21 protein-coding genes and 1 other RNA gene are annotated in these 23271 nt (G+C 47.4%); 20 read left to right on the top strand and 2 right to left on the bottom strand.

The annotated features are described in order from the left end of the window. Nucleotides 1-156: 156 nt before the first annotated feature. Nucleotides 157-2181: a transglycosylase domain-containing protein gene (locus tag HQN90_RS23810; protein WP_420851078.1), complete on the bottom strand. Its 2025-nt coding sequence runs from the start codon at nucleotides 2179-2181 to the stop codon at nucleotides 157-159. Between the two features lie 420 nt (nucleotides 2182-2601). On the opposite strand from HQN90_RS23810, the gene speE reads away from it, so the two are divergent. From speE to argS, 3 genes are all read left to right on the top strand, one after another. Beyond that, complete coding sequence (gene speE, locus HQN90_RS23805; protein ID WP_173223312.1) at nucleotides 2602-3429, top strand: polyamine aminopropyltransferase; 828 nt, start codon at nucleotides 2602-2604, stop codon at nucleotides 3427-3429. Between the two features lie 179 nt (nucleotides 3430-3608). Beyond that, nucleotides 3609-4022 carry a YwiB family protein gene (locus HQN90_RS23800; RefSeq protein WP_173223310.1) on the top strand — a complete coding sequence of 138 codons (414 nt, stop codon included), beginning with the start codon at nucleotides 3609-3611 and terminating at the stop codon, nucleotides 4020-4022. 5 nt (nucleotides 4023-4027) lie between these two features. Then, nucleotides 4028-5701: an arginine--tRNA ligase gene (gene argS / locus HQN90_RS23795; RefSeq protein WP_173223307.1), complete on the top strand. Its 1674-nt coding sequence runs from the start codon at nucleotides 4028-4030 to the stop codon at nucleotides 5699-5701. Nucleotides 5702-6715: 1014 nt separating this feature from the next. Here the strand turns inward: argS and HQN90_RS23790 are convergent. Beyond that, nucleotides 6716-7876, bottom strand: coding sequence for a S8 family peptidase (locus tag HQN90_RS23790; RefSeq protein WP_173223305.1), 1161 nt, complete (start codon nucleotides 7874-7876; stop codon nucleotides 6716-6718). A 422-nt stretch (nucleotides 7877-8298) separates the two neighbouring features. On the opposite strand from HQN90_RS23790, the gene rpoE reads away from it, so the two are divergent. The 17 genes from rpoE to HQN90_RS38355 form a co-directional block, all read left to right on the top strand. Then, nucleotides 8299-8874, top strand: coding sequence for a DNA-directed RNA polymerase subunit delta (gene rpoE, locus HQN90_RS23785; protein WP_173223303.1), 576 nt, complete (start codon nucleotides 8299-8301; stop codon nucleotides 8872-8874). A gap of 363 nt (nucleotides 8875-9237) precedes the next feature. Further along, entirely contained in the window at nucleotides 9238-10839 is a 1602-nt protein-coding gene (locus tag HQN90_RS23780; protein WP_079418637.1) for a CTP synthase, read from the top strand. A gap of 161 nt (nucleotides 10840-11000) precedes the next feature. Beyond that, nucleotides 11001-11393, top strand: a complete 393-nt coding sequence (locus HQN90_RS23775) for a response regulator (RefSeq protein ID WP_079418635.1) — start codon at nucleotides 11001-11003, stop codon at nucleotides 11391-11393. A gap of 129 nt (nucleotides 11394-11522) precedes the next feature. Next, nucleotides 11523-12377, top strand: a complete 855-nt coding sequence (gene fba / locus HQN90_RS23770) for a class II fructose-1,6-bisphosphate aldolase (protein ID WP_056831204.1) — start codon at nucleotides 11523-11525, stop codon at nucleotides 12375-12377. Between the two features lie 249 nt (nucleotides 12378-12626). Next, nucleotides 12627-13886 (top strand): UDP-N-acetylglucosamine 1-carboxyvinyltransferase, encoded by a 1260-nt coding sequence (locus HQN90_RS23765; protein WP_173223492.1) that lies wholly within the window; start codon nucleotides 12627-12629, stop codon nucleotides 13884-13886. Between the two features lie 62 nt (nucleotides 13887-13948). After that, entirely contained in the window at nucleotides 13949-15244 is a 1296-nt protein-coding gene (gene rho, locus HQN90_RS23760) for a transcription termination factor Rho (RefSeq protein ID WP_173223301.1), read from the top strand. Nucleotides 15245-15377: 133 nt separating this feature from the next. Next, nucleotides 15378-16652 carry a radical SAM family protein gene (locus HQN90_RS23755; protein ID WP_173223299.1) on the top strand — a complete coding sequence of 425 codons (1275 nt, stop codon included), beginning with the start codon at nucleotides 15378-15380 and terminating at the stop codon, nucleotides 16650-16652. 119 nt (nucleotides 16653-16771) lie between these two features. Beyond that, nucleotides 16772-16969: a 50S ribosomal protein L31 gene (gene rpmE / locus HQN90_RS23750; RefSeq protein ID WP_056621960.1), complete on the top strand. Its 198-nt coding sequence runs from the start codon at nucleotides 16772-16774 to the stop codon at nucleotides 16967-16969. 91 nt (nucleotides 16970-17060) lie between these two features. After that, complete coding sequence (locus tag HQN90_RS23745) at nucleotides 17061-17474, top strand: hypothetical protein (RefSeq protein ID WP_173223297.1); 414 nt, start codon at nucleotides 17061-17063, stop codon at nucleotides 17472-17474. A gap of 57 nt (nucleotides 17475-17531) precedes the next feature. Further along, nucleotides 17532-17795, top strand: an RNA gene (gene ffs / locus HQN90_RS23740) — signal recognition particle sRNA large type. A gap of 172 nt (nucleotides 17796-17967) precedes the next feature. Further along, nucleotides 17968-19404, top strand: coding sequence for an ATP-binding protein (locus HQN90_RS23735; RefSeq protein WP_173223295.1), 1437 nt, complete (start codon nucleotides 17968-17970; stop codon nucleotides 19402-19404). 78 nt (nucleotides 19405-19482) lie between these two features. Further along, nucleotides 19483-21222, top strand: a complete 1740-nt coding sequence (gene dnaX / locus HQN90_RS23730) for a DNA polymerase III subunit gamma/tau (RefSeq protein ID WP_173223293.1) — start codon at nucleotides 19483-19485, stop codon at nucleotides 21220-21222. Between the two features lie 25 nt (nucleotides 21223-21247). Next, complete coding sequence (locus tag HQN90_RS23725) at nucleotides 21248-21559, top strand: YbaB/EbfC family nucleoid-associated protein (RefSeq protein ID WP_079418621.1); 312 nt, start codon at nucleotides 21248-21250, stop codon at nucleotides 21557-21559. Between the two features lie 40 nt (nucleotides 21560-21599). After that, complete coding sequence (gene recR, locus HQN90_RS23720) at nucleotides 21600-22196, top strand: recombination mediator RecR (protein WP_079418619.1); 597 nt, start codon at nucleotides 21600-21602, stop codon at nucleotides 22194-22196. A gap of 145 nt (nucleotides 22197-22341) precedes the next feature. Continuing rightward, on the top strand, nucleotides 22342-22626 hold the full coding sequence (locus HQN90_RS23715) for a DUF2508 family protein (RefSeq protein WP_326076649.1): 285 nt from the start codon (nucleotides 22342-22344) through the stop codon (nucleotides 22624-22626). Nucleotides 22627-22629: 3 nt separating this feature from the next. Then, on the top strand, nucleotides 22630-22899 hold the full coding sequence (locus HQN90_RS23710; RefSeq protein WP_338042372.1) for a pro-sigmaK processing inhibitor BofA family protein: 270 nt from the start codon (nucleotides 22630-22632) through the stop codon (nucleotides 22897-22899). Nucleotides 22900-23089: 190 nt separating this feature from the next. Next, nucleotides 23090-23271: hypothetical protein (locus tag HQN90_RS38355; RefSeq protein ID WP_216855437.1), on the top strand; the 182-nt coding region annotated here is incomplete at its 3' end.

The following is a 23271-nucleotide window of genomic DNA, read 5'->3' as shown; positions in this document are numbered from 1 at the left end:
TTTGAGAATATGAACATTATGTGTCATCCATTGTTACGCAATGGTGAACCGAGTATACTAGACCCTAGTGTATGTTACCTCATATACTAGGACAGCAAAAAGGCAGACTAAGACGCGCTTAGTTCTGCCTTTTTGTGTTTAATTCGAGTCGGCGGATCAGTCGTTCCACCATCGTTTGAGATCATTCCACCAGGAGCTGTTTTGGCCTTTTGGCGTATTTTTATTGTCATTTTTGGACGCTGGCTTTGCAGGCTTTCCAGTACAATAGGTAGTTGGCTCAGTACCGGCAAGGAAAGCTTCCAGATGAGAATTGGGGCAATCTTCATTCGACAGCTTGCCGCTCACTGGATCAATATAGACGCTATTCACGCCTTCTGGGACAGGGAACAGCTTCGGTGGAATTGCGTCCAATGTTTGTTCCGTGAATTCAGCGAAAATCGGAGAGGCGAGATGGGATTCCACAGTAGAGATATCCCGGTCCTTGTCATAACCGACCCACACCGCCGTCGTAAGCTCTGGCGTGAAGCCGACCAGCCAAGCATCCGTGTCGGTCGTGCCGGTTTTGCCGGCAATCGGCCGCTTAATCGTACTGGCAACCCGATTCCCTGTTCCGCCCTCCTCGAATACGCTCTCCATTAAATTCGTCATCACATACGCGACAGCAGGGTCCAGCACATGCTCGGCTTGCGGCTTCGCTTCATATAAGACCTTCCCGTTCGCATCCTCAATTCGTACGATGGCTGTTGCCTCTTGATGTACGCCCTGATTCGCAATGGTACTGAAGGCGGACGCCATTTCCAGCGGGCTTACGGGGAACGAGCCCAGCGCCAGCGAAGGCAATGGCTTCATCGGAGAAGCAATCCCTAATTTGCGGGCTAGGTCGATGACCTTCGCTGGTCCAACATCCAATATCGTATGCACCGCATAGATGTTGTCTGATTTGGAAATCGCCTGACGCATATCAATATTCGCGTTAACGTACTGATCATTGAAGTTCCTTGGCGTATACTTCTGGCGGCCTTCATCATAGGTGAACACAGTTGGCTCACTTTTGACCTGTGTGACAGGCGTATAGCCGTTTTGGAGTGCAACCATGTAGACGATAGGTTTAAAAGCGGAACCTGGCTGTCTTGTATTCGAGAGGGCCCGATTGAACTGATTCTCCGAATAGTCGCGACCCCCGACCATGGCCTTTATTTCCCCGGATCGCGGATCAATGGCGACGAGCGCAGCTTGCAGATCCGGCTTATCAGCGAGCTGCTTGGTGACGGTACTCTCGGCAATCGCTTGCGCTTTTTTATCCAATGTTGTGTAAATGCGAATGCCGCCCTCGTCAAATTGTTCTTCCGATATGCCCAATTTCTCTGTGGCCAGAGACCGCACATAATCACGGAAATAAGGTGCCGCAGCGGGCTTCTTTTTCGTAAGCGGTTGAATGTTCAGCTTTTCCTTGCCTGCGGCGTCGGCTGCTGCTTGCGTGATGAACCCGCTGCGCACCATCGTTTGCAGCACAATTTTTTGGCGATCCATCGCATTTTTCAAATCATAATAGGGGGAATAATAGCGAGGACCTTTCGGAACCCCGGCGATCATGGCGCTTTCGGCCAAGGTCAATTCACTGGCATGTTTGCCGAAAAAGAGCTCTGAAGCTGTTTCAATCCCGTAGGTAGAATGACCGTAATAGATCTGATTTAAATAATTGGCGAGAATTTCATCCTTGCTTAACTGCATTTCCATATGAACCGCGTAGACGGTTTCTTTGATTTTGCGGGACCACGTTCGATCATGATTTAAATATAAATTCCGTGCCAATTGCTGAGTAATCGTGCCTGCCCCCTGGACTTTCGCCATCGCTTGGACATTGACAACAGCTGCACGGGCGACCGCTTTCACATCCACGCCGAAGTGTTCGTAGAAATGCTGATCCTCCACAGCAAGTGTCGCGTTAATGAGATAGGGAGAAATTTCTTTGAGAGAAACGACCTGCCGATTTTGCCCGGAATAGAAGGTGTCAATCAGCTCGCCATGGGTATCATACATTTGGGAGGTTTGCAGCATTTTGGTAACAGGCAGCGTCTGGGTGCGTAAATAAACGAAGAAGCCGGCCGCTAGGATGAGCATAATAATGCAGGAAGTAAAGAAGAAGGAAAACAGCTTCTTGATACGCCGCATCCAGCGCATCGACGCAGGAATCTCTTTATTTTTAGGTTTTTGTGGCGTGCCTGAAGAAGGCGGATGATTGTTTTCGTTTTCGGACATCATGCTTACCCCCTTTCTGCGTGCCCAAAGGCTTTACTATCCAGTATGGAAAAGCATGGCAGTCCGTATTCAACAAATTGTAAATATTTTTTATGAAATGTGTAAAAAGCCTAGGAAAATATTGCATTTTGGGGGTAATGAACTATAATACAATTTGTGCGTTGAAGAACCTTGATAAACGTACTCGTCCAAATGGGCGGTGTAAGTCGTTATCCTTGGTACAAAGGGACAGGAAATGTTAGCTCCCATCGCATGACTTTTCCAACTGGTGGCACACTGTTAGAGATAACGAATATCAGTATTTATTCATCCCAATATAGCCTCGCGAAAGAAGGTATGAACATGGATTTGTGGTACACAGAGAAACAAACGGATAGCTTCGGCATCACGGCAAAAGTAAAAGAAACGTATGTAAGAGAACAAACAGATTTCCAAGATCTTTCAATGATCGAAACCGAAGAATGGGGAACAATGCTGACCCTGGACGGCATGGTCATGACAACGGTAAGAGACGAATTCGTTTATCATGAAATGGTTGCCCACCCTGCGCTTGTGACTCACCCGAACCCAGAGTCCGTACTTGTTGTTGGCGGCGGTGACGGTGGTGTTATCCGTGAAATCATGAAGCACCCGAAAGTGAAAAAGGCTGTTCTGGTTGATATTGACGGTAAAGTTATCGAGTATTCCAAAAAGTATTTGCCAACAATTGCCGGCGAATTGGACAACCCTCGCGTAGAAGTTATCGTTAACGACGGCTACATGCACATTCACGATCACAAAAACACATACGACGTTATCATGGTCGATTCCACTGAGCCGGTAGGTCCTGCTGTCGAACTATTCTCCAAAGGCTTCTACCAAGGCATCTATGAAGCGTTAAAAGAAGACGGGATCTTCGTTGCCCAAACGGACAACCCTTGGTTCAAAGCTGACTTGATCCAAACAGTAAACCGTGATGTGAAAGAAATCTTCCCGATCGTGCGCGTGTACAGTGCGAACATCCCTACATACCCAAGCGGTCTTTGGACGTTCACAATGGGCAGCAAAAAACACGATCCACTTCAAGTCGAAGAATCAGCGATTCCGGAATTCCCCACGAAGTACTATACACCACGTCTACACAAAGCGGCATTCGTATTGCCGAAATTTGTTGAAGATTTGATTAAGTAACAAAAGAGGATAGAGCCGCCAGCCCATCTGTGTTTGCCACGGAATGCGCTGGCGGCTTTTTGCTTATCTCTTCTTGCCATCATTGAATTCATCGACCTTATCATATAAACTAATACCTAACTTGCCTTATCTTGACATAAGGTGCAAAGAGGATCTGCAGAAGAGGAGAATGACGGACCATGACGGCTAAAGCGCGTGTGCGCATTCGAATTGAGAGTCGGAGCGGGAGTGAGACAACGGTGCAGAAAGCCCGAGGGGATCTCTACCGCAAAGGCAATCACACGTATATCCGCTATGAAGAAGAGCCGAACGAGCTTGGAAGAACGGTGACACTGATCAAGCTGGAAGAGAATCTGATACGCATCGTTCGCCAAGGAGATGTACAAGCCGAGCAAACGTTTGTGGCTGGTGAGAAGCGGATCGGCTATTATCAAACCCCACAAGGACGTTTGGAACTCGAAATTGAGACACATGAGCTGAAATCGGACGAAGCTGAGCAAGGCATCGGCATCACGAGATGGAGCTATGATTTATATGCATCAGGCGCTCATGCGGGGGCATACAGGATTAAGTTGTTAATTCAGGAGGAGTAAGACGAATGGATGTACTAAACGAAGTTAAGGCTATCGTAAAAGAAGCGATTGTAGAAGCTATTCTAGCAGCAGGTATCGTAGAAGCAGATCAACTGCCGGAAATCATTCTTGAAGTACCGAAAGAAAAAACGCACGGTGATTTTGCTACGAATGTTGCCATGCAGTTGACGCGTATTGCCAAACAAAACCCGAGACAGATTGCTGAGAAGATCATCGCGGGCCTGCAAAAGGACAAAGCGAATATTGCAGAAGCCGAAATTGCCGGACCTGGTTTTATTAATTTTAAAATGAACAAAGTGTACTTGTACCCGGTTATCGCGAATGTTCTTGAGATGGGAGAGCGCTACGGGGCATCGAACGTTGGTCAAGGACTGAAAGTGCAGGTCGAATTCGTGAGTGCGAATCCAACGGGTTCCTTGCATCTAGGACATGCGCGTGGCGCCGCTGTTGGCGATGTGCTCTGCAATGTGCTTGATCTGGCTGGATACGAGGTTTCCCGCGAGTATTATATCAACGATGCGGGCAACCAAGTCGTGAACTTGGCGAAATCGATTGAAGCGCGTTATTTGCAGGCGCTTGGACAAGAAGCGGAGATGCCGGAAGATGGTTACTTCGGAGAAGACATCAAAGGCTTTGCCGCTGATCTTGCTGCTGAAGAAGGGGATCGCCTTCTTAGCTTGCCGGACGATGAGCGTCGCGCGTACTTCCGTACCTATGGCTTGAACAAAGAACTCGACAAAATCAAACGCGACTTGGGCCGGTTCGGTGTACATTTCGACAACTGGTTCTCCGAGACGTCGATTTATGAAGATAATCTCATTCCTCCTGTGCTCCAAGAGCTGCGGGATAATGGACACATCTATGAAGAAGAAGGCGCAACTTGGCTGAACACCACACCGCTTGGTGATGACAAGAATCGCGTGTTAATTAAAAATGACGGCTCCTTCACCTATCTCACTCCGGATATCGCCTACCACCGCAACAAATTTGGTCGCGGCTTCGAGCGCTTAATTAATATTTGGGGCGCAGATCACCATGGCTACATCCCGCGGATGAAGGCAGCCATGACAGCGCTTGGCTTTGAATCTGATCGTCTGGTTGTGCTGATTGCGCAAATGGTGAGCTTGTTCCAGAATGGGGAAAAGGTGAAAATGTCCAAGCGTACCGGCAAAGCGGTTACGATGGAAGACCTCATGGACGAAGTTGGCGTGGATCCGATTCGTTATTTCTTCGCGATGCGCAGCATGGATTCGCATTTGGATTTTGACATGGACTTAGCAGTTGCTCAGTCCAATGAGAACCCTGTCTTCTATGTGCAGTATGCCCATGCACGGATTTGCAGCATCTTCCGCCAAGCGGAAGAACAGAACATTCAGGTGCTGCCTCTGGAGCAAGTAGATCTTACCCAGCTCACATCGGAAGCTGAGTTCGACTTGCTGCGCAAGATTGGCGAGCTTCCGGAAGAAATCGCCATCGCAGCGGAACAGTATGCGCCGCACCGGCTCATTCGTTATGTCTATGAACTGGCGAGCCAGTTCCATAGCTACTACAGAGGCCACTACGTCATCAGCGATGATGTGGCCTTGACGCAAGCGCGCTTCGCGCTGCTCGGCGCGCTGCGCACGACTTTGGCTAACACGCTTCGCGTGGTGGGCGTGTCGGCTCCGGAGCGGATGTAGCTCCCTGTTCTTAGAAAAACACCTCCAAACACTGGAAATAGTGTTTGGAGGTGTTTTTTGTTGTCCGCGGTATATGTCAGGACGTATATGCCACTTACTTCCAGCGCCTCCATTGTCGAACTTATGCGGGATAAGTGACTTTGTGGCAGAGGAAAACCTGCAATTGTGCATCCTTTTGCGCATGAAATGCCCTTTTGTTGGCAAATTCCTGTGATTATGCAGGTATTTGCGCTGCTTTTTTGATTGTTGGGTAAAAAAGCGGATAAAGCCTGCATAATCGCAGGCTTTACCTTTAAGGAAGCCGCTAGTACTGGCTGACCCGTACACAGCTCCCGAAGGGGTGTTTCAAAAGCTGCCCCCCGAAAGGGATGTCTGAGGAATAAAAGAACCTCCTCCCCCGCGATGAACGCGGAGCAGGAGGTGATGATAGCCTAATTCACGGCTGAAGGGGAAAGCAGTAGCGAAGTTAACTCTGTTTCCAATGTTTGGAGGTGTTTTTTGTCTGCGGCATATGTCAGGACATATATGCCACTTACTTCCAGCGCGTCCATTGTCGAACTATGCGGGTTAAGTGACTTTGGGGCAGAGGAAAACCTGCAATTGTGCATCCTTTTGCTCCTGAAATGCCCTTTTGTTGGCAAATTCTTGCGATTGTGCAGGCATTTGCGCTGCTTTTTTGATTGTTGGGTAAAAAAGCGGATAAAGCCTGCATAATCGCAGGTTTTACCTTTATTTACATGATTTTGTTTGAAAAAGCCTGCATTTTTGCAGGCTTTAGGGAAGCCGCAAGTACTGGCCGACCCGTACACAGCTCCCGAAGGGGGGTCTCAAAAGCTGGACCCCCGAAGGGGAAAGGCTTGTAGCGGTGGCTAACCGGCGTGGCGTGCAGAGACTTCGCTGACGCTCGGCTCTGCGCGCCAAGGGTTGCCGCGCGCTCTGGCCTTCTCCCACGCCCACGCCCGCGCCCCGCGCACACGCCCGCGCCCCACGCTCACGCCCGCGCCCGCGCCCCGCCTAGCTCTGCCGCGCCGCCCGAATCGCCCGGCGGGCGTTCAAATGCCCAGGCTGCCAGCGCGTGCTTTCGCGCTTGCTCAAGCCGACCGAGCAGCGGCGCAGCGCGTTCTTGATCTGCAGCGGCGACATCGGCTTGATGGAGAGCATCAACGCGACAACGCCGCTGACATGAGCGGTAGCCATCGAAGTGCCGCTGAGCTCATTGTATTTGCCGTGTAGCCACGACGAATAGACGCGTTCGCCCGGTGCGTAAATATCGATTTGCTTCCCGCGGTTGCTGAAGGGAGCAATTCGGCCTAATCGCGTGGTCGCGCCAACGGAGACAACCTGCGGGAAACGGGCAGGGTAATCGACCGTTTTCTTTTTGCCGTCATTGCCTGATGAGGCGATGATGATTTTCCCTCTGTAGTAGGCGTTCATCACGGCTTGCTCGAGAGAACGATTGTATGACTTCATGCCGAAACTCATGTTGATGATGTCGAGATCGTTATGAACACACCAATCAATACCTGCAATGATGTCCGAGACATAAGCGCTTCCACTGTGGTCAAAAGATTTTACAGGATGGATAATCGCTCGGGGAGCGACGCCGATAATGCCGGAAAGGCGGCCAGTTGCCGCGATCGTTCCGGCGATATGCGTGCCATGCCCATTATCGTCAAAGGGAAGCATGCTGCGGTTTAACAAATTAATACCGCGTGAAATGGAATGGCGCAAGTCAGGGTGATTGTAGTCAATGCCCGTATCAATGACGCCAATACGAATATTCTGGCCCGTCGATTTGCTCCACACTTCAGGTGCGCCAACTTGATCGACGCCCCATGGAATCGTTTGGGAGCCAGCTAAGGTACTTGCACGTTTTGTAACAATCTTGTTGCTCACCATTTGATGAACCGTAATTTTCGTGTCTTCCTCAATGATGGGAGCACCCGTTAAGCCTCTAAGCTTGGAGTCAGGACGGAGCATGCAGGAGAAAGCGTGAATGATGTCTAAATGGCGGACTTTGGTGAGGTTGTGGAGCTTAGACTTCATTCGTTTCAGCTCAGCTTTGCAGGCGTAGTAGTCCTTAGCTGACGAGAAATGGATAATATGTTTTTTGCCGGAACGTTTGGTGAGGCCGATTTCCTCGTGAAGCAAATGAAGAAAGGTGGCTATATCCATCGTGCCATCCCCCCATGACAGCTTAGAATCGAATCTCCCCTATCCTATGTACAGGTCACCCCTTCTGACCGTGTCATCGCCTTTGTTGAAATAAATGGGTGCGAAGCCGTGTCAGATGCGTAGATTTTACATAGGATAGATAGAGAGGCGCGAGCAGGAGTGTCTCTTTCTCAGGTACTGGAAACGGCTGTGACTCGTTCGCAGACGCTTTCCTTAGGATACAGTCGCAAGCGGAGGGGGACCTTCGCTTGTATTCATTTTAGGGGTTCGCTTTCTTTGCTCGGAAGGCTTGAATCGTCTAAGGTTTTTGTGGATTCTAAGGGGTAGTTGCATTTTTAGAAAAAATAGGTTTTACTTAATGAAGATATTGGATAAGGTAGATAGAAGAAGCGAAGAAGACGATCGAAAGGGATGTGCCTTAGATGAGTAGCGAATACACACTCAAAATCACCACAGAGCAAGCACGCGAAATGCCCATGGTGGATTTGGCGTTTGAATTACTGAAGTCGGCGAATACGCCGTTTTATTACCGTGACCTGATGGCGGAAATTGCAAAAATAAAAGGGTTGTCTGAGCAGAATGTCATGCAAGTGATTGCCCAACTATATACGGAGATCAACATCGATGGACGTTTTGCTTGCGTAGGTACGAACCTATGGGGCCTAAAACGTTGGTATCCTGTCGAGAAATCAGATGATGCGGTTGGTAACGCGAAGCGTCCTAGAATCATCAACGATGAAGACGACGATCTCGATGAAGACATCTACGCGGAAGAAGAAGATACATACGCAGAGGAAGACGAATACGATACATTTGGTACCGAAACCGAAGAGGAAGAAGCGGAAGAGGATACTGAATTCTTCGAAGACGAAGAAATCGAAGAGGATCTTGGCGAAGCGGGTATCGAAGAGACCGATGAGGATGACGATTTGGATGAGGATTCCGAAGGTGAAGATGAGGACGAAGAACTGGACGACGAGGATGACGACGACAAATAACTTGTCTTGACAGCCCCTAGCTGTTCAGAGTAAACTATTGCATGGGCTTTAAAAGAATCTTAACAATTTGCGCTAGCATTCAAAAAGTGCCCCGTCACTACGGGTGTCACTTTTTTTGTTTTTTTTGGTGTTTTTTCACCACATTTTCATGAAAACCATCATTTAGTAGACACTAAATAAGGGTTGAAACAACGAGAGCGAAAGCTTACGCCGTAAGCTATTTGCATACAAAAGGGAATTCATTTTTACAAATTGTGGTGTAAGGTAAGCTACATGCTTGCGAGGCAATTTTTTTTATACCAAAAAACCAAGTGATGCTCACGATGCCAGTTTTCTGGCTAAAACTTTAAGGAGGCGTACATAGTGACAAAATACATTTTCGTTACGGGAGGCGTAGTTTCTTCCCTTGGCAAAGGAATTACAGCAGCTTCCTTGGGAAGATTGCTTAAGAACAGAGGTCTAAAAGTTACGATTCAGAAGTTCGACCCTTACATCAACATTGACCCGGGAACCATGAGTCCTTACCAGCATGGCGAAGTATTCGTAACCGACGATGGGGCAGAAACGGATTTGGATTTAGGTCATTATGAGCGTTTTATTGATATTAATCTTTCCAAAAGCTCCAACGTAACTTCCGGTAAAGTGTACTCTTCCGTTATTACCAAAGAGCGTAGAGGCGAATACTTGGGCGGTACGGTACAAGTGATCCCTCATATTACGAACGAAATCAAAGATCGCGTTATTCGTGCTGGCCGTGAAGCTGGGTCCGATGTTGTTATTACGGAAATTGGCGGTACGGTAGGCGATATCGAGAGCTTGCCGTTCTTAGAAGCAATTCGTCAAATGAAAAATGATATCGGCCGCGAGAATGTCATGTATATTCACGTTACGCTGATTCCTTATATTAAAGCGGCTGGTGAAGTGAAAACCAAACCAACCCAGCATAGTGTCAAAGAACTGCGCGGATTAGGCATTCAACCACACGTGATTGTTTGTCGTACCGAGCATCCTTTAACGGAAGACATGAAGCGTAAATTAGCTTTGTTCTGTGATATTGATCCAACGGCAGTTATCGAGTGTAGAGATGCTGAAACGCTGTATGAAGTACCGATGATGCTTCGTGAGCAAGGCATGGACGACTATGTCGTTAATCACCTGAAGCTCAAAACGAACGAGCCGAACATGACAGAGTGGGAAAGTTTGGTTCGCAAAGTCAAATCATTAACTAAAAAGACAGAAATTGCTATCGTTGGGAAATACGTTGCGCTGCATGACGCTTACCTCAGTATTGTGGAAGCTCTAGGCCATGCAGGCATTGACAACGATTCCGAAATTGATATCCGTTGGGTAAACGCTGAGGATATTTTTGATCATAACGTACATTCCCTGCTTTCCGGCGTACAAGGCATTCTTGTACCGGGTGGATTCGGTGATCGCGGTATTGAAGGCAAAGTTTCCGCTATTCGTTATGCCCGTGAGAAAGAAATTCCATTCTTTGGTATTTGCTTGGGCATGCAGGTGGCTGTTATTGAATATGCACGTTCTGTTTCAGGTTTGGACGGTGCGAATAGCTCTGAGATTAACCCGACAACGGCTTATCCTGTTATTGATTTGCTGCCGGAGCAGAAGGATATTGAGAATTTAGGCGGTACGATGCGTCTGGGTCTATACCCGTGCAAGATTGTTCCGGGCTCCCTTGCTGAGCAATGCTACAACGATGAGCTTGTGTACGAGAGACATCGTCACCGGTATGAATTTAACAATGAATACCGCGAAATGATCGAATCCGCAGGCTTGCGTATTTCTGGTACATCCCCAGATGGCCGATTGGTGGAGATGGTGGAGCTTCCGGGTCACCCGTGGTTCCTGGCGGTGCAATTCCATCCGGAATTCACTTCGCGTCCGAACCGTCCGCAGCCGCTTTTCCGCGAATTCGTGAAAGCTGCTCAATTGATTTCCCGATAATTCGGCTGATTGCGCCGTACCTCCTGTAAAACAACTTTTTTGTAAAAGTTTTCAATTAACCCTCTTTCTCAGAAGGAAAACGAAAATGAATAGCGAATACCTTACGTTACAATCGGTAGATGTTGGGAATCGTTATTCGTTTTCGGGAGGGAATTAGGCTTATGAAGAAAAAAGTATTGATTGTCGATGATCAAAATGGAATTCGCGTATTGCTCATGGAAGTATTCAGCAACGAAGGATACGACACCTATCAAGCCTCGAACGGTAAACTGGCTCTGGAAATCGTCAAAAACTCTTCGCCTGATCTGTTGCTATTGGATATGAAAATTCCTGGCATGGACGGTTTGGATATTCTGAAACACGTGAAAGCCATCGATGCTTCGATCAAAGTCATCATGATGACAGCTTATGGTGAACTTGATATGATCAAGGAAGCAACTGATCTGGGCGCCATCATGCATTTCACGAAGCCATTTGATATTGATGAATTGCGAATGGCGGTTAATATGCAGCTTAATAATGAATCAAGCAGCGGTTTTGCCGTAGGATCCTAGTCATAGGGTCTTTTTTTGTGCGTGAAATCGGGGGCTTGGTTATCATTTGAAAATTTATGTGCTATAATAACTCAGGTATGACAAAGAGCGGTATACGCAACTACTACAGGTTCTAGGAGGAAGAGAAACATGGCATTGGTTTCAATGAATGAGTTTTTACCTAAAGCAAAAGCGAACAAATTCGCGGTGGGTCAATTTAACATGAACAACCTTGAATTTGCTCAAGCGATTGTGGAAGCAGCAATCGAACTTAAGTCCCCGTTCATTTATGGTGTTAGCGAAGGCGCACTGAAATATATGGGTATCGAATTTACAGTAGCTATTGCGGAAGCAGCAGCGAAAAAATCCGGTTTGCCGATTGCTTTGCACTTAGATCATGGTAGTTCCTTTGAAGTAGCAATGAAATGTATCCGTGCAGGATTCAGCTCCGTTATGTTTGACGGTTCCCACTATTCTTTCGAAGAAAACATTCGTTTGACGAAAGAAGTTGTTAAAGCTGCTCGTGCAATGGGCGTATCCGTTGAGGGTGAGCTTGGAACAATCGGTGGTGTTGAGGATGACATCTCGGTAGACGAAGAGCACGCTAACCTTGCAAAACCAGAAGAAGCAATCCGTTTCTACGAAGAAACAGGTGTTGACTGTCTGGCTATCGCTGTAGGTACTGCACATGGCATGTACGCAGGCGAGCCTAACATCCACTTTGACATTATCGAAGCTGTTTCCAAAGCGATTCCAGTTCCGGTTGTATTGCATGGCGGATCCGGCGTACCTGACGAAATGATTCGTAAATCCATCGCAGCTGGCGTTGGCAAAATCAATGTAAACACAGAGAACCAAGTGGCATGTACAGAAAACATCCGCGCAGCTCTGAACAAAGATGCTAAAATTTATGATCCTCGTAAATATCTCACCCCAGCTCGCAATGCTATGATCGAAGTCGTAAAATCCAAAATTCAATTGTTCGGAAGCAGCAACCAAGCTTAATTCCAATTGTATAGATAGGATAGGAAATGCAGTGAGACGCATACGGAAGACAGGTTAATAAATGTCGAACGTATGCGTTCTTACGAGCGTTTCCTTCTTCTATTTTTGTCTTATGTTCTCTCTTAGAATTTAGTAGTTTATTTGTCATGGCACTTTTTATTTTTTTGGTAAATTTGGCTTGGGAATTTCAGGCGTTTGGGACATTTGGTTGGCTTTGGTTAGGCACCTGGATTTAGGGGGAGAAACATGTTGGAGAAATTAATGGTGGTCGGGGGACGTCCACTACGGGGAACCGTTCAAATTAGCGGAGCGAAGAATAGTGCAGTTGCGCTCATTCCAGCGGCCATTCTTGCAGAAACATCAGTAACTTTGGATAATCTGCCTCATCTGAGCGATGTGGCTATATATACAGAAATTTTAACGGATTTAGGCGCTACCATTGACTGGAACGAAGATCGCATGACCATTGATCCGAGTCGGATGAAATCACTGCCGATGCCCAATGGCAAGGTGAAGAAGCTTAGAGCCTCCTATTATTTGATGGGAGCACTGCTTGGTAGATTCGGAGAGGCGACGATTGGTTTGCCAGGCGGCTGCAACTTTGAACCTCGTCCGATTGATCTGCATATTAAAGGTTTCGAAGCTTTGGGAGCCGAGGTTAGCAATGAGAACGGCGCACTAAAGATACGGGCCAAGGAACTCCGCGGCGCGAAGATTTACTTGGACATGGCAAGTGTTGGAGCAACCATCAACATTATGCTGGCAGCCTCACGAGCTAAGGGTGTTACCACTATTGAAAATGCGGCGAAAGAGCCTGAAATCATAGATGTTGCTACGCTTTTGAACTCCATGGGCGCGAAAATTAAGGGCGCTGGGACAGAGACCATTCGAATCGAAGGGGTAACCGAGATGCATGGCTGCCGCCACTCGATTATTCCAGATCGCATCCAAGCAGGTACCTACATGATTGCTGCTGCAGCAACGCGCGGGGATGTTACCGTGGATAATGTGATTCCGAAACATATGGAGGCCTTGACGGCTAAGCTGCAGGAAATGGGTGTACATATCTACGAAATGGATGAATCCATTCGTGTTGTGGGTCAGCCTGAATACGAAAGCGTTGATGTGAAAGCGTTGATTTACCCTGGCTTTGCGACAGATTTGCAATCTCCGATGGCAAGCCTTCTTTGTCAGGCCAGAGGCGTGAGCATACTGACGGATCATGTGTACAGCAACCGGTTTAAGCACATCCCTGAGCTGGTGCGCATGGGCGCCAAGATGAAAGTAGAAGGACGTTCCGCTATTATCGAAGGTTCACAGCTTAGTTCAGCTAAAGTAAGAGCTACGGATTTACGGGCTGGAGCCTCTCTTGTGCTTGCAGGCCTGAGTGTTAGAACAGGTGGTATTACCGAGGTGTCTGGCGTCGAATTTATTGACCGCGGGTATGAGAACTTAGTTTTCAATCTATCCTCTCTGGGCGCTGAGGTTTGGCGCGAGAGCGAGGAATAAAGTTCCAAACAACAGGCAATGCTAGAATCCAATTGAAAATTTAATAGTTTGGTGGTTGAAATATGAGCATGCAGCTTGCTGAGCTTGAAGTACTCAAGCTTACTGAATTATATAAACTAGCTAAGAAACATCAGATCCCATATTACGGTACGCTTAAGAAAAAAGAACTCATTTTTGCAATTTTACGTGCACAAGCTGCTGAAAGTGGTCTAATGTTCATGCAAGGTGTCCTCGAAATCCTTCAAGAGGGCTTCGGCTTCTTGCGTCCAATTAATTACCTTCCAAGCTCTGAGGATATTTATATCTCGGCTTCCCAAATCCGCAAATTTGATTTGCGTTCCGGAGATATCGTTTCAGGCAAATGCCGTCCTCCTAAGGAGAACGAGCGTTATTTCGGACTTCTTCAGGTCGAAGCGGTGAATGGCGAGAAACCGGAGACAGCTGCAGAGCGGCTTCATTTCCCGGCATTGACGCCTCTTTATCCAGACACGCGGGTCACACTCGAAACAGAGCCTAACAAGATTTCCATGCGGATTATGGACTTGCTTGCCCCTGTTGGATTAGGTCAACGCGGCTTGATTGTAGCTCCGCCCAAAGCTGGGAAAACGTTGCTGCTAAAAGAAATCGCGAATAGCATTTCTACGAATTATCCCGAAATCGAACTCTTCGTTCTGCTCATTGATGAGCGTCCGGAGGAAGTGACAGATATGCAGCGTTCCGTCAAAGGGGAAGTTGTTGCTTCTACCTTCGATGAGCTTCCTGAGAATCATATCAAGGTGGCTGAACTCGTACTCGAACGCGCTATGCGTTTAGTTGAACATAAGAAAGATGTTGTCATTCTGCTGGACAGTATTACTCGTCTGGCTAGGGCTTACAACCTCGTGGTTCCTCCGACTGGCCGGACTTTATCTGGTGGTATTGATCCAGCAGCATTTCATCGTCCGAAGCGTTTCTTCGGTGCAGCCCGTAACATTGAAGAGGGCGGCAGTTTAACCATCCTCGCTACGGCGCTTGTAGAAACAGGCTCCCGAATGGATGATGTGATCTACGAGGAGTTCAAGGGTACAGGAAATCTGGAGCTTCATCTGGATCGTAAAATGGCTGAGCGCCGCATCTTCCCTGCGATCGACATTCGCAGATCCGGCACGCGCCGCGAAGAGGCCTTGCTGGGCAAGGACGAGCTCGAGAAGGTATGGGCGCTTCGCAAAGGCATGAACGATTCGCATGAATATACAGAACAATTCATCAAAAAGCTCGCTGACACGAAAACCAATCAGGAATTCTTGGATTCCCTGGCATCCCCTTCAGCTGGCAACACGGCGAATAACAAAAGTAAAGTAAAGAACTCTGCATCCTAAGCTTTCAAAATATACCTAGCTGACAGAACCTAAACGTTCTGCCACACAACTTGCATCAACTTTGACAAACGCAGTCGTCCTTCCTGGACGACTTAAGTCGTTTATCCTTGATGCACAAAGAGGAGTACCTGTTATGAATTTAGTTTATTCCGACTCACAAGGAAACGTCTTCGACCATCCCGACTTCTTGGCGCTTGGCCGAAACGCGGAAATGATCACTGAAATCTTAGATGACGAGTTGATTCCTCTTCCAGAGGGTTCGACGCTCGTCAGCCTTCCTTTTACGCGGCCAGTCGGTATCGACGCGGCGACTGGCGACATGAAGCTGGTCGAAGGCGATTATCATGCCGTTGGGGCTTTGCTTCCGCAAGGCTTTACTCGGCTGCTGCTTCCCGGTTATGTCAAATCAGACAAAACCAAGGCACTGCCCTTGTTCGGTTATACGGCAGTCGTGTGGAAAGAAGATGGCTTCTATGTCGCTGCTCGTTTAACGGATAACCCGTATTATTGGAATCCGGTTCACTGTGACCCGACGGAGCTTGAAGTCGAGGTTAAACGGCTGGTCGCCAAGTACCCAGAGAACCGCTTATATGCACATTTGTCCAACTGTGCGCTTGGCTATGAGTGCCTAACCGCTTCAAATACGTTCCTCCAGCGCTGGGAGGGGGCTGTTCCGGTCTCCTATTCCTGCAATGCAGGCTGTTTCGGCTGTATTTCCGAACAACCGGATGAAAGTGGGTTCGTGGCCCCGCAGACGCGTATGAACTTCAAGCCTAAGGTGGAAGAGATCACGCAGATTATGCTGGAACATCTTCGTACGCCGGAGAGTATCATTTCTTTCGGTCAGGGCTGTGAAGGCGAGCCTAGCACACAAGCTGTGATTATCATTGAAGCTATCAAGCAAGTGCGTGAGCAAACGAAGATGGGCTATATCAATATTAATACCAATGCAGGACTCACGGACCATATCCGCGGTATTGTAGACGCCGGACTTGATCTTATGCGGGTCAGCACGATTAGCGCGTTAGATGACCATTACAACGCGTATTATAAGCCGCGAGCTTATACGCTCAAAAATGTTGAGAAGTCTCTTCGCTACGCCACGGATAAAGGGGTCATCACCTCGATTAACTATCTCGTATTCCCAGGGGTAACCGATCGGGAAGAAGAGATCGAGGCAATGATCGAATTCGTGCGAAGAACGGGATTGAAATTGATTCAATTGCGCAACCTGAATATTGACCCCGAAAGCTATCTTGGGATTATTCCCAAGGCACGAGGCGAGCTGCTGGGAATGAAGCAAATGATCGAAATTTTCCAAGAGGAATTGCCTGATGTTATCTTGGGCTCTTACTCCCATACACCGAAGTTTTATACGAGTGACCGGACGGCTTCAATGGTGCTATAAGGAAGAGATTTTCTTTCGTCTTCTCATTGCATTTATGCCTCTGATTATGCTAAAATGCAAAGGTACGTCCATTAACTCTGTTTCAGCAAATGATTCAGGGCGGAAAGAGGTGACCCAACATGAAAGCAGGTATTCATCCTACTTATCATGCAACCACAGTGACTTGCGCTTGTGGTAATGTGTTCGAAACGGGATCAATCAAGCCAAATCTGCGTGTTGAGATTTGCTCCAATTGCCATCCTTTCTACACTGGTAAACAAAAGTTTATCGATGTAGGCGGCCGTGTCGACAAGTTCAAAAAGAAATACGGAATCTAATTGGCATCAATTGCTTTGCTGCCAATCAGCATAAGACAACCTCCCTTGGTCATCCTAAGCTTAGGCTTAGAGTCCAATGGGAGGTGTTTTTATGTTTAGGGATATGCTTAGGTGTGCGGGAGCGATCCTGCTCATGATGAGCTTAGCTGGCTGCGGGATTAGCTCGGGCAACAAGAATCCCCCGCAGACTGACGATGCACAGTATAAAGCGCAGCATTACAAGCAGGACGGCATGCTGGGGATAACGAGCGTCAATCCCAATGATCCGCTCAATCCGACCTATCATCACTATGAGGATGATACCAATTTAATGAAAGCGGTGCTTGCTCAGCTGCAAGGCATTGAGAAGTCCAATATTTCGATTAATGGGCCGAAAGCCAAGGTGAAAATTACGCCAAAAGCTTCTTTGACGCCTGCCCAAGTGGATGAACTTCGTTCACAGGCCCAAATGGCCTTGAATACGAACATGCCGCGCTACAAAGTTACCGTGAAAATGACTCGTTAAAAGACAGATTTTACCCTCTGTTGCTATTTGCATTTGAATCGGCTATACTTATTTTTACCGTGCTAGATGGGGAGGTAGCGGTGCCCTGTAACTCGCAATCCGCTGTAGCGAGGTTGAATTCCTGTTAGCGGTACTGTGATGTGAGGTCTGGCTTTTACACGTGGTGTTGAGAGTCGGGTCCTTCGCAATGGATGCTCATGAACCCGGTCAGGTCTGGAAGGAAGCAGCCGTAAGTGAGATGTTTCATGTGCCGAAGGGTTGCCTAATTTGAGCTAACGATAAGAGTACGCTTGTATCCCTTTATCAATAACAGGTGCACGGTTTTATACCTAACTTCATGAATGAACGAAACAAACGCCCTTGAACGGGGCGTTTTTCTTTTGGTTCAAGAAGGAAAAAATTTGCTTTGCAGAGAATTTATATACCATCGGATTGTTCATGTAAACGGGATACCTTGTCGCCATTGAATAGAGAAAGTGAAGGAGCTGCTGATATGTCCATTCATGATCCTCAAGATTACTCGGTTTCCATCGAAGAAATGCGCAAGATTTTCAACCTGAATGTTCATGTAGGTATGCTCATTGTTGATGAGGATGAGAACATTACGTTAGCAACCGATCAAATTTTGAAAAACTCCGGCTATTCAGCAGAAGAAATAACCCAAACCACGTTCCCTCAACTTTTTAAAGTGAGGGCTAATTTGCGTGAATTATATGAATTTTATTTTGGCAGCGAGATGAGCTTAATGGAATGGCCTCACGGTATTCTCATCAGCAAATGCGGAGAGACCTACTTTTTTCAATTTTCAATAGCGAAGCTTAAGTATGGCCCGAAGGTGATGTATCTGCTGACGATGCGGGATCGTGAGGATGGGCCCCAGTTAAATTTGCTGCAGCGGTTTTCGGACGCATTTTTGAAGGATATCAATTTAGGCGTTTTGTTGATCAGTATGGATTTTACGCTGGCAGATGTCAGTGATCGGGCAACGCAGATTCTAGGCATGGATCGTGAGCATATCTTGAATAAATCGCTGGATGAGATTTTTGCAACCGTGCCGAGCCAGCACAAGCTTGTGCAAAGAACGGTTCTCCACGGCGCTGTTGTGCGCAACCATGCGGTCTCCTGGACCAATAATATGGAGCGATTTGAACTATTGCTGGATTCCAACGTGTTGAAAGATAGTCAAGGCAACATTGTCGGTGCCTATGTTATTTTCAAAGATGTCACCAATATGCGGTCATTGGAAGAAATGGTACAAAGAAGCGATAGATTGGCTATGATCGGACAAATTGCTGCCGGCACGGCACATGAGATTCGCAACCCGCTGACGTCCATCAAAGGCTTTCTGCAAGTGCTGCGCCGCACCTTCGAAGTGCAAGGGATGAATAAAGAGCAGAGCTATACTGAAGTTATGTTGGAAGAAATCAACCGAATTAATGAGCTCGTCAATGAATTCCTGCTGCTCAGCAAGCCGAAACATGTCTCTTATGAGCGCATAGATGTGACGGAAGTACTCCGAGGGATTTTGCCGATCATCAATAATGAGGCCATTCTCTACAACGTTCATCTCCAGTATGAGGCGTCCTATCATCTGCCCGAAGTGATTGCCGATCGAGAGCTTCTTAAGCAAGTATTTTTGAACATTTGTAAAAATGGGATAGAAGCCATGTCGGATGGAGGGATGCTAACTATTACGGAGAAGGTAGAAACCGTGGACCGGAACGTCTGTATTGATATCCATGACACAGGCTCAGGCATCCCGATGTTCGTCATTGATAAAATTTTCGATCCCTTCTTCACAACCAAGGATACCGGTACAGGGTTAGGCCTTTCCGTCTGCCAACGAATTATTCATGATATGGGCGGGACGATCCGGGTATCCTCCAAAGGCTTCGGAACGACGTTTACGATATCCATCCCCTATGCTTGATCCTCTATTTCATCCCTAGGTGGGTTATAGTATAATGGATTCAGTCATTCCATACAGGGATTATTGGAGAGGAACACTATGGCACATATTGCTCTGTATCGAACGTGGAGGTCTCAGACGTTTCGTGATGTTGTCGGTCAGAAGCATATCACGCAGACGCTGCAGAATTCTTTGCGAGAGAATCGTCTTACCCACGCTTATTTGTTTAATGGTCCTCGGGGAACGGGGAAAACCAGTACAGCCAAAATTTTGGCCAAAGCAGTGAACTGCTTGCATGGCCCTGCCGAAGAACCGTGCAATGCCTGCTCGGCCTGTGAAAGAATCACCGAAGGCGCCGTGATGGACGTTGTCGAAATCGATGCGGCCTCGAATCGCGGTGTGGAAGAAATCAGGGATATTCGGGATAAAGTGAAGTATGCCCCAACAGAAGTTAGACAAAAGGTCTATATCATAGATGAAGTACACATGCTCACGACCGAAGCGTTTAATGCCCTGCTCAAGACGTTGGAAGAGCCTCCGGCTCATGTTATGTTCATCTTGGCGACCACGGAACCGCATAAGATTCCTGCTACGATTATTTCGCGGTGTCAGCGTTTTGACTTTCGCCGTGTTTCGATGGATGATCAAGTAATGCGGCTCAAGTATATTTGTGAGCAAGAGCAGATAGCGATTAACGAAGAAGCTCTCCACTATATCGCGAGATTATCCGATGGTGGGATGCGGGATGCCCTCAGCCTTTTGGATCAAGCGACCTCATTTGCCACAGGCGAAGTGCAGCTCGCGGATATTCTGTCCATTACTGGCGGTGTGGCTTCGGATCAGTTCAAGAAACTCGTGCTTTTCATCAAAGAGAAGAACCTTGGCGCCGCGCTGGAGCTGATCGATACTTTCATGCAAGAAGGCAAGAGTGCTGACAAATGTATTGAAAATTTGATCAACTACTTCCGCGATTTGCTTATGGTTCGCATGGTGCCGAATTCGCCCGTGATTACGGAACGCGTTTTTGATATGGGCGAGCTGCGAGACATTGCCAGTCACTTCTCAGCCGGTGAAATGATGGCCATGATCGAGACGCTGAATCATTATCAAAGCGAAATGAAGTACTCGGTACAGCCGCAGACCTTGCTTGAAATTTCGATTATGAAAATGTGCGGCGGTCATAGCGGAGCCGAAAGCGGCACATCAGCAGGTCTTGCTGAAGTCGGAAGTCGCGCGCCGCAAGGTGATCTTTTGGCGCAAATGACCAAAAAGCTGCAACAACTTGAAGATCAGGTAGCTGGACTGGTAAAATCGGGAGTAGCGGGTGCCTCTGCGGATGCACAAGCGAAACCGGCGGCCAAGGTGCCAGTGGCCTCAGCGCCATCGAAGAAATCCGGCATCAAGCTGGATGGCTACTTGAAAGCTGCAGAGGGCGCGGAGACTAAGTCTGCTTTGATGAAGTGGAGCCAAGTGTTAGGTGATGTCAAAGAAAAGAAAATTACGGTTCACGCTTGGTTCGTAAATGGTGACCTCGTATCCATGCTGGATGATGTCGTTCTGGTCGCTTTCAAAAATGACATGCACCGCAACACTACCGAGAAACCCGAAAACAAAGTCATCATTGAGCAGGTTCTGGCTGCCGTACTCGGCAAGCCGATGCGCTTGCTCACCATCATGCGCAAAGAGTGGGACGATGCGCGAAATGACGCCGTCAGCTCAGCTCCGGAAGTGATGGAGTTAGAATCGCAAGACGTGAATGGCGCACCAGTGAAGGAAGAATGGATTTCAGAAGCAATCCAGTTGTTTGGCGAGAATCTAGTGACGATTAAAGAAGACTAGACTAAATATAAGGGAGCTACCTGCGATGAATAACATGAACCAAATGATGAAGCAAGTGAAGAAAATGCAAGAACAAATGATGAAAGCACAAGAAGAGCTAGGCACAAAAATGATCGAAGGTACAGCAGGCGGCGGTGTCGTCACGGTGATGATCAACGGTCACAAGAAAGTTCAAAGTATTATCATCAAGCCAGAGGCAGTAGACCCGGAAGATGTTGAAATGCTGCAAGATCTAGTCCTTACAGCTGTAAACGACGCAATGACCAAAGCCGAAGAGATCGCAAACAAAGATATGGGCAAATTTACAGGTGGCATGAACATCCCTGGTTTGTTCTAACATCAAGAGCAACGATTCTGATCAATGAAGGAGAACTCCTTTGTATTACCCCGAACCGATATCCAAGTTAATTGATGCTTTCTCCCGCCTGCCGGGAGTTGGCCCTAAGACTGCGGGGCGCCTTGCGTTTCATGTTCTTCGTATGAAAGAAGAAGACGTGATTGATTTCGCGAAGGCCCTCGTCAATGTCAAAAGGAACCTTCACTATTGTTCAGTCTGCTGCAACATCACAGACGTTGATCCATGCCGCATCTGTCAAGACAAAAGCAGGGATGGATCGGTCATTTGTGTGGTGCAGGAGCCTAAGGACTTGGTCGCATTGGAACGGACCAAAGAATTCGAAGGATACTATCACGTGCTTCATGGTGCAATCTCGCCAATGGAGGGAATCGGACCGGATCAGATTCATATTGCCGAATTGCTCAAGCGATTGGGTGATGAAACGGTGCAAGAATTGATTTTGGCTACGAATCCTAATATTGAGGGTGAAGCGACAGCCATGTATTTGTCCAGATTGATCAAGCCTTTCGGGCTCAAAGTGACGCGTATTGCGCATGGATTGCCTGTAGGCGGAGATTTGGAATATGCGGATGAAGTGACGCTGACCAAAGCCATGGAAGGCCGCCGAGAAATATAAGCAAGTCAACTGTACGAGAAGAGGGAGCTGCCGAGCTCTCTTTTTTTTATGCCATAAACGAAGATTGCATGGTTCTAAAGGCTCCATTCCCTCCATATGGATAAGGATAGATCACCCCGCTATGGGAGGAATGGAGGTTTTGCAGGTGAGACCAGCCTTATTAGGGAAGTATGGTTTGAAGAGTCCTCAGGCGAAGCAGTTAAAAGAAGAACAAATAAAGGACAAGCAGATGCTGATTCTAGAGATTCGGGATGCTCATCAGACATGGGTTGCCGCACAAGCTCACTTTGAATTTGCTCTGGACAAGGATCAGATCGACTATGCCATCTATGCAATGGAAGCTGCTGAGAAAAGATTTGAAATGCTCATCAAGCAAGCCAAAAAGCTAGGCGTCAGTCTGATCGACAGTGATCGCTTAATGGAGGTGTAGAACGTGTATCTCAAATATGTGGTGTGGGGGCTGCTTCTCTTCTCATCATTGATGCTGGTGTTGGTTGTATTTCGCAATCGCAGCGTAGGCAGAGTTCTGTCAGCTCTTGGTTTGAATATTGTAGTGGCTGCGTTCCTCTTATATGCGCTTAATTTACTTAGTGCTTATACACAGTTTGAAATTCCCATTAATACAGCAACCTTAGGGACGGTTACGGTTCTTGGCATACCAGGGGTATTGCTGCTTGCTGGACTGAAATTGACTTTGCTCTAGTGGAATTAAAAACGTGTGAATTCGTTGTTGACTCGCTTAACCTATCTGTGGTATCTTATAAAAGTTGCCGCTGAGACATGCGGGGATAAAGAAGCAGCTTAAGAAAAACAAGTTGCATTCGAATAATTAGTATGGTATATTGATCTTCCGGCTTTCGAAAGAGAGCGGGTTGAGCAAGAAACATTGATCTTTGAAAACTGAACAACGAGTGAGTAAGCACGAACGAGCAATCGTTCAAAAAAAGAGATTGCAAAATCTCGCTAGCAAGTCAATTGAGCATTTCAGCTTTCAAATATACGGACAAGTAATTGTTCGGTACAATGGAGAGTTTGATCCTGGCTCAGGACGAACGCTGGCGGCGTGCCTAATACA

Origin of the sequence: Paenibacillus alba (assembly GCF_013204855.1) — a bacterium.
Lineage (GTDB): Bacteria > Bacillota > Bacilli > Paenibacillales > NBRC-103111 > Paenibacillus_E > Paenibacillus_E alba.
This window is presented reverse-complemented; position numbering and strand designations above follow the sequence as displayed.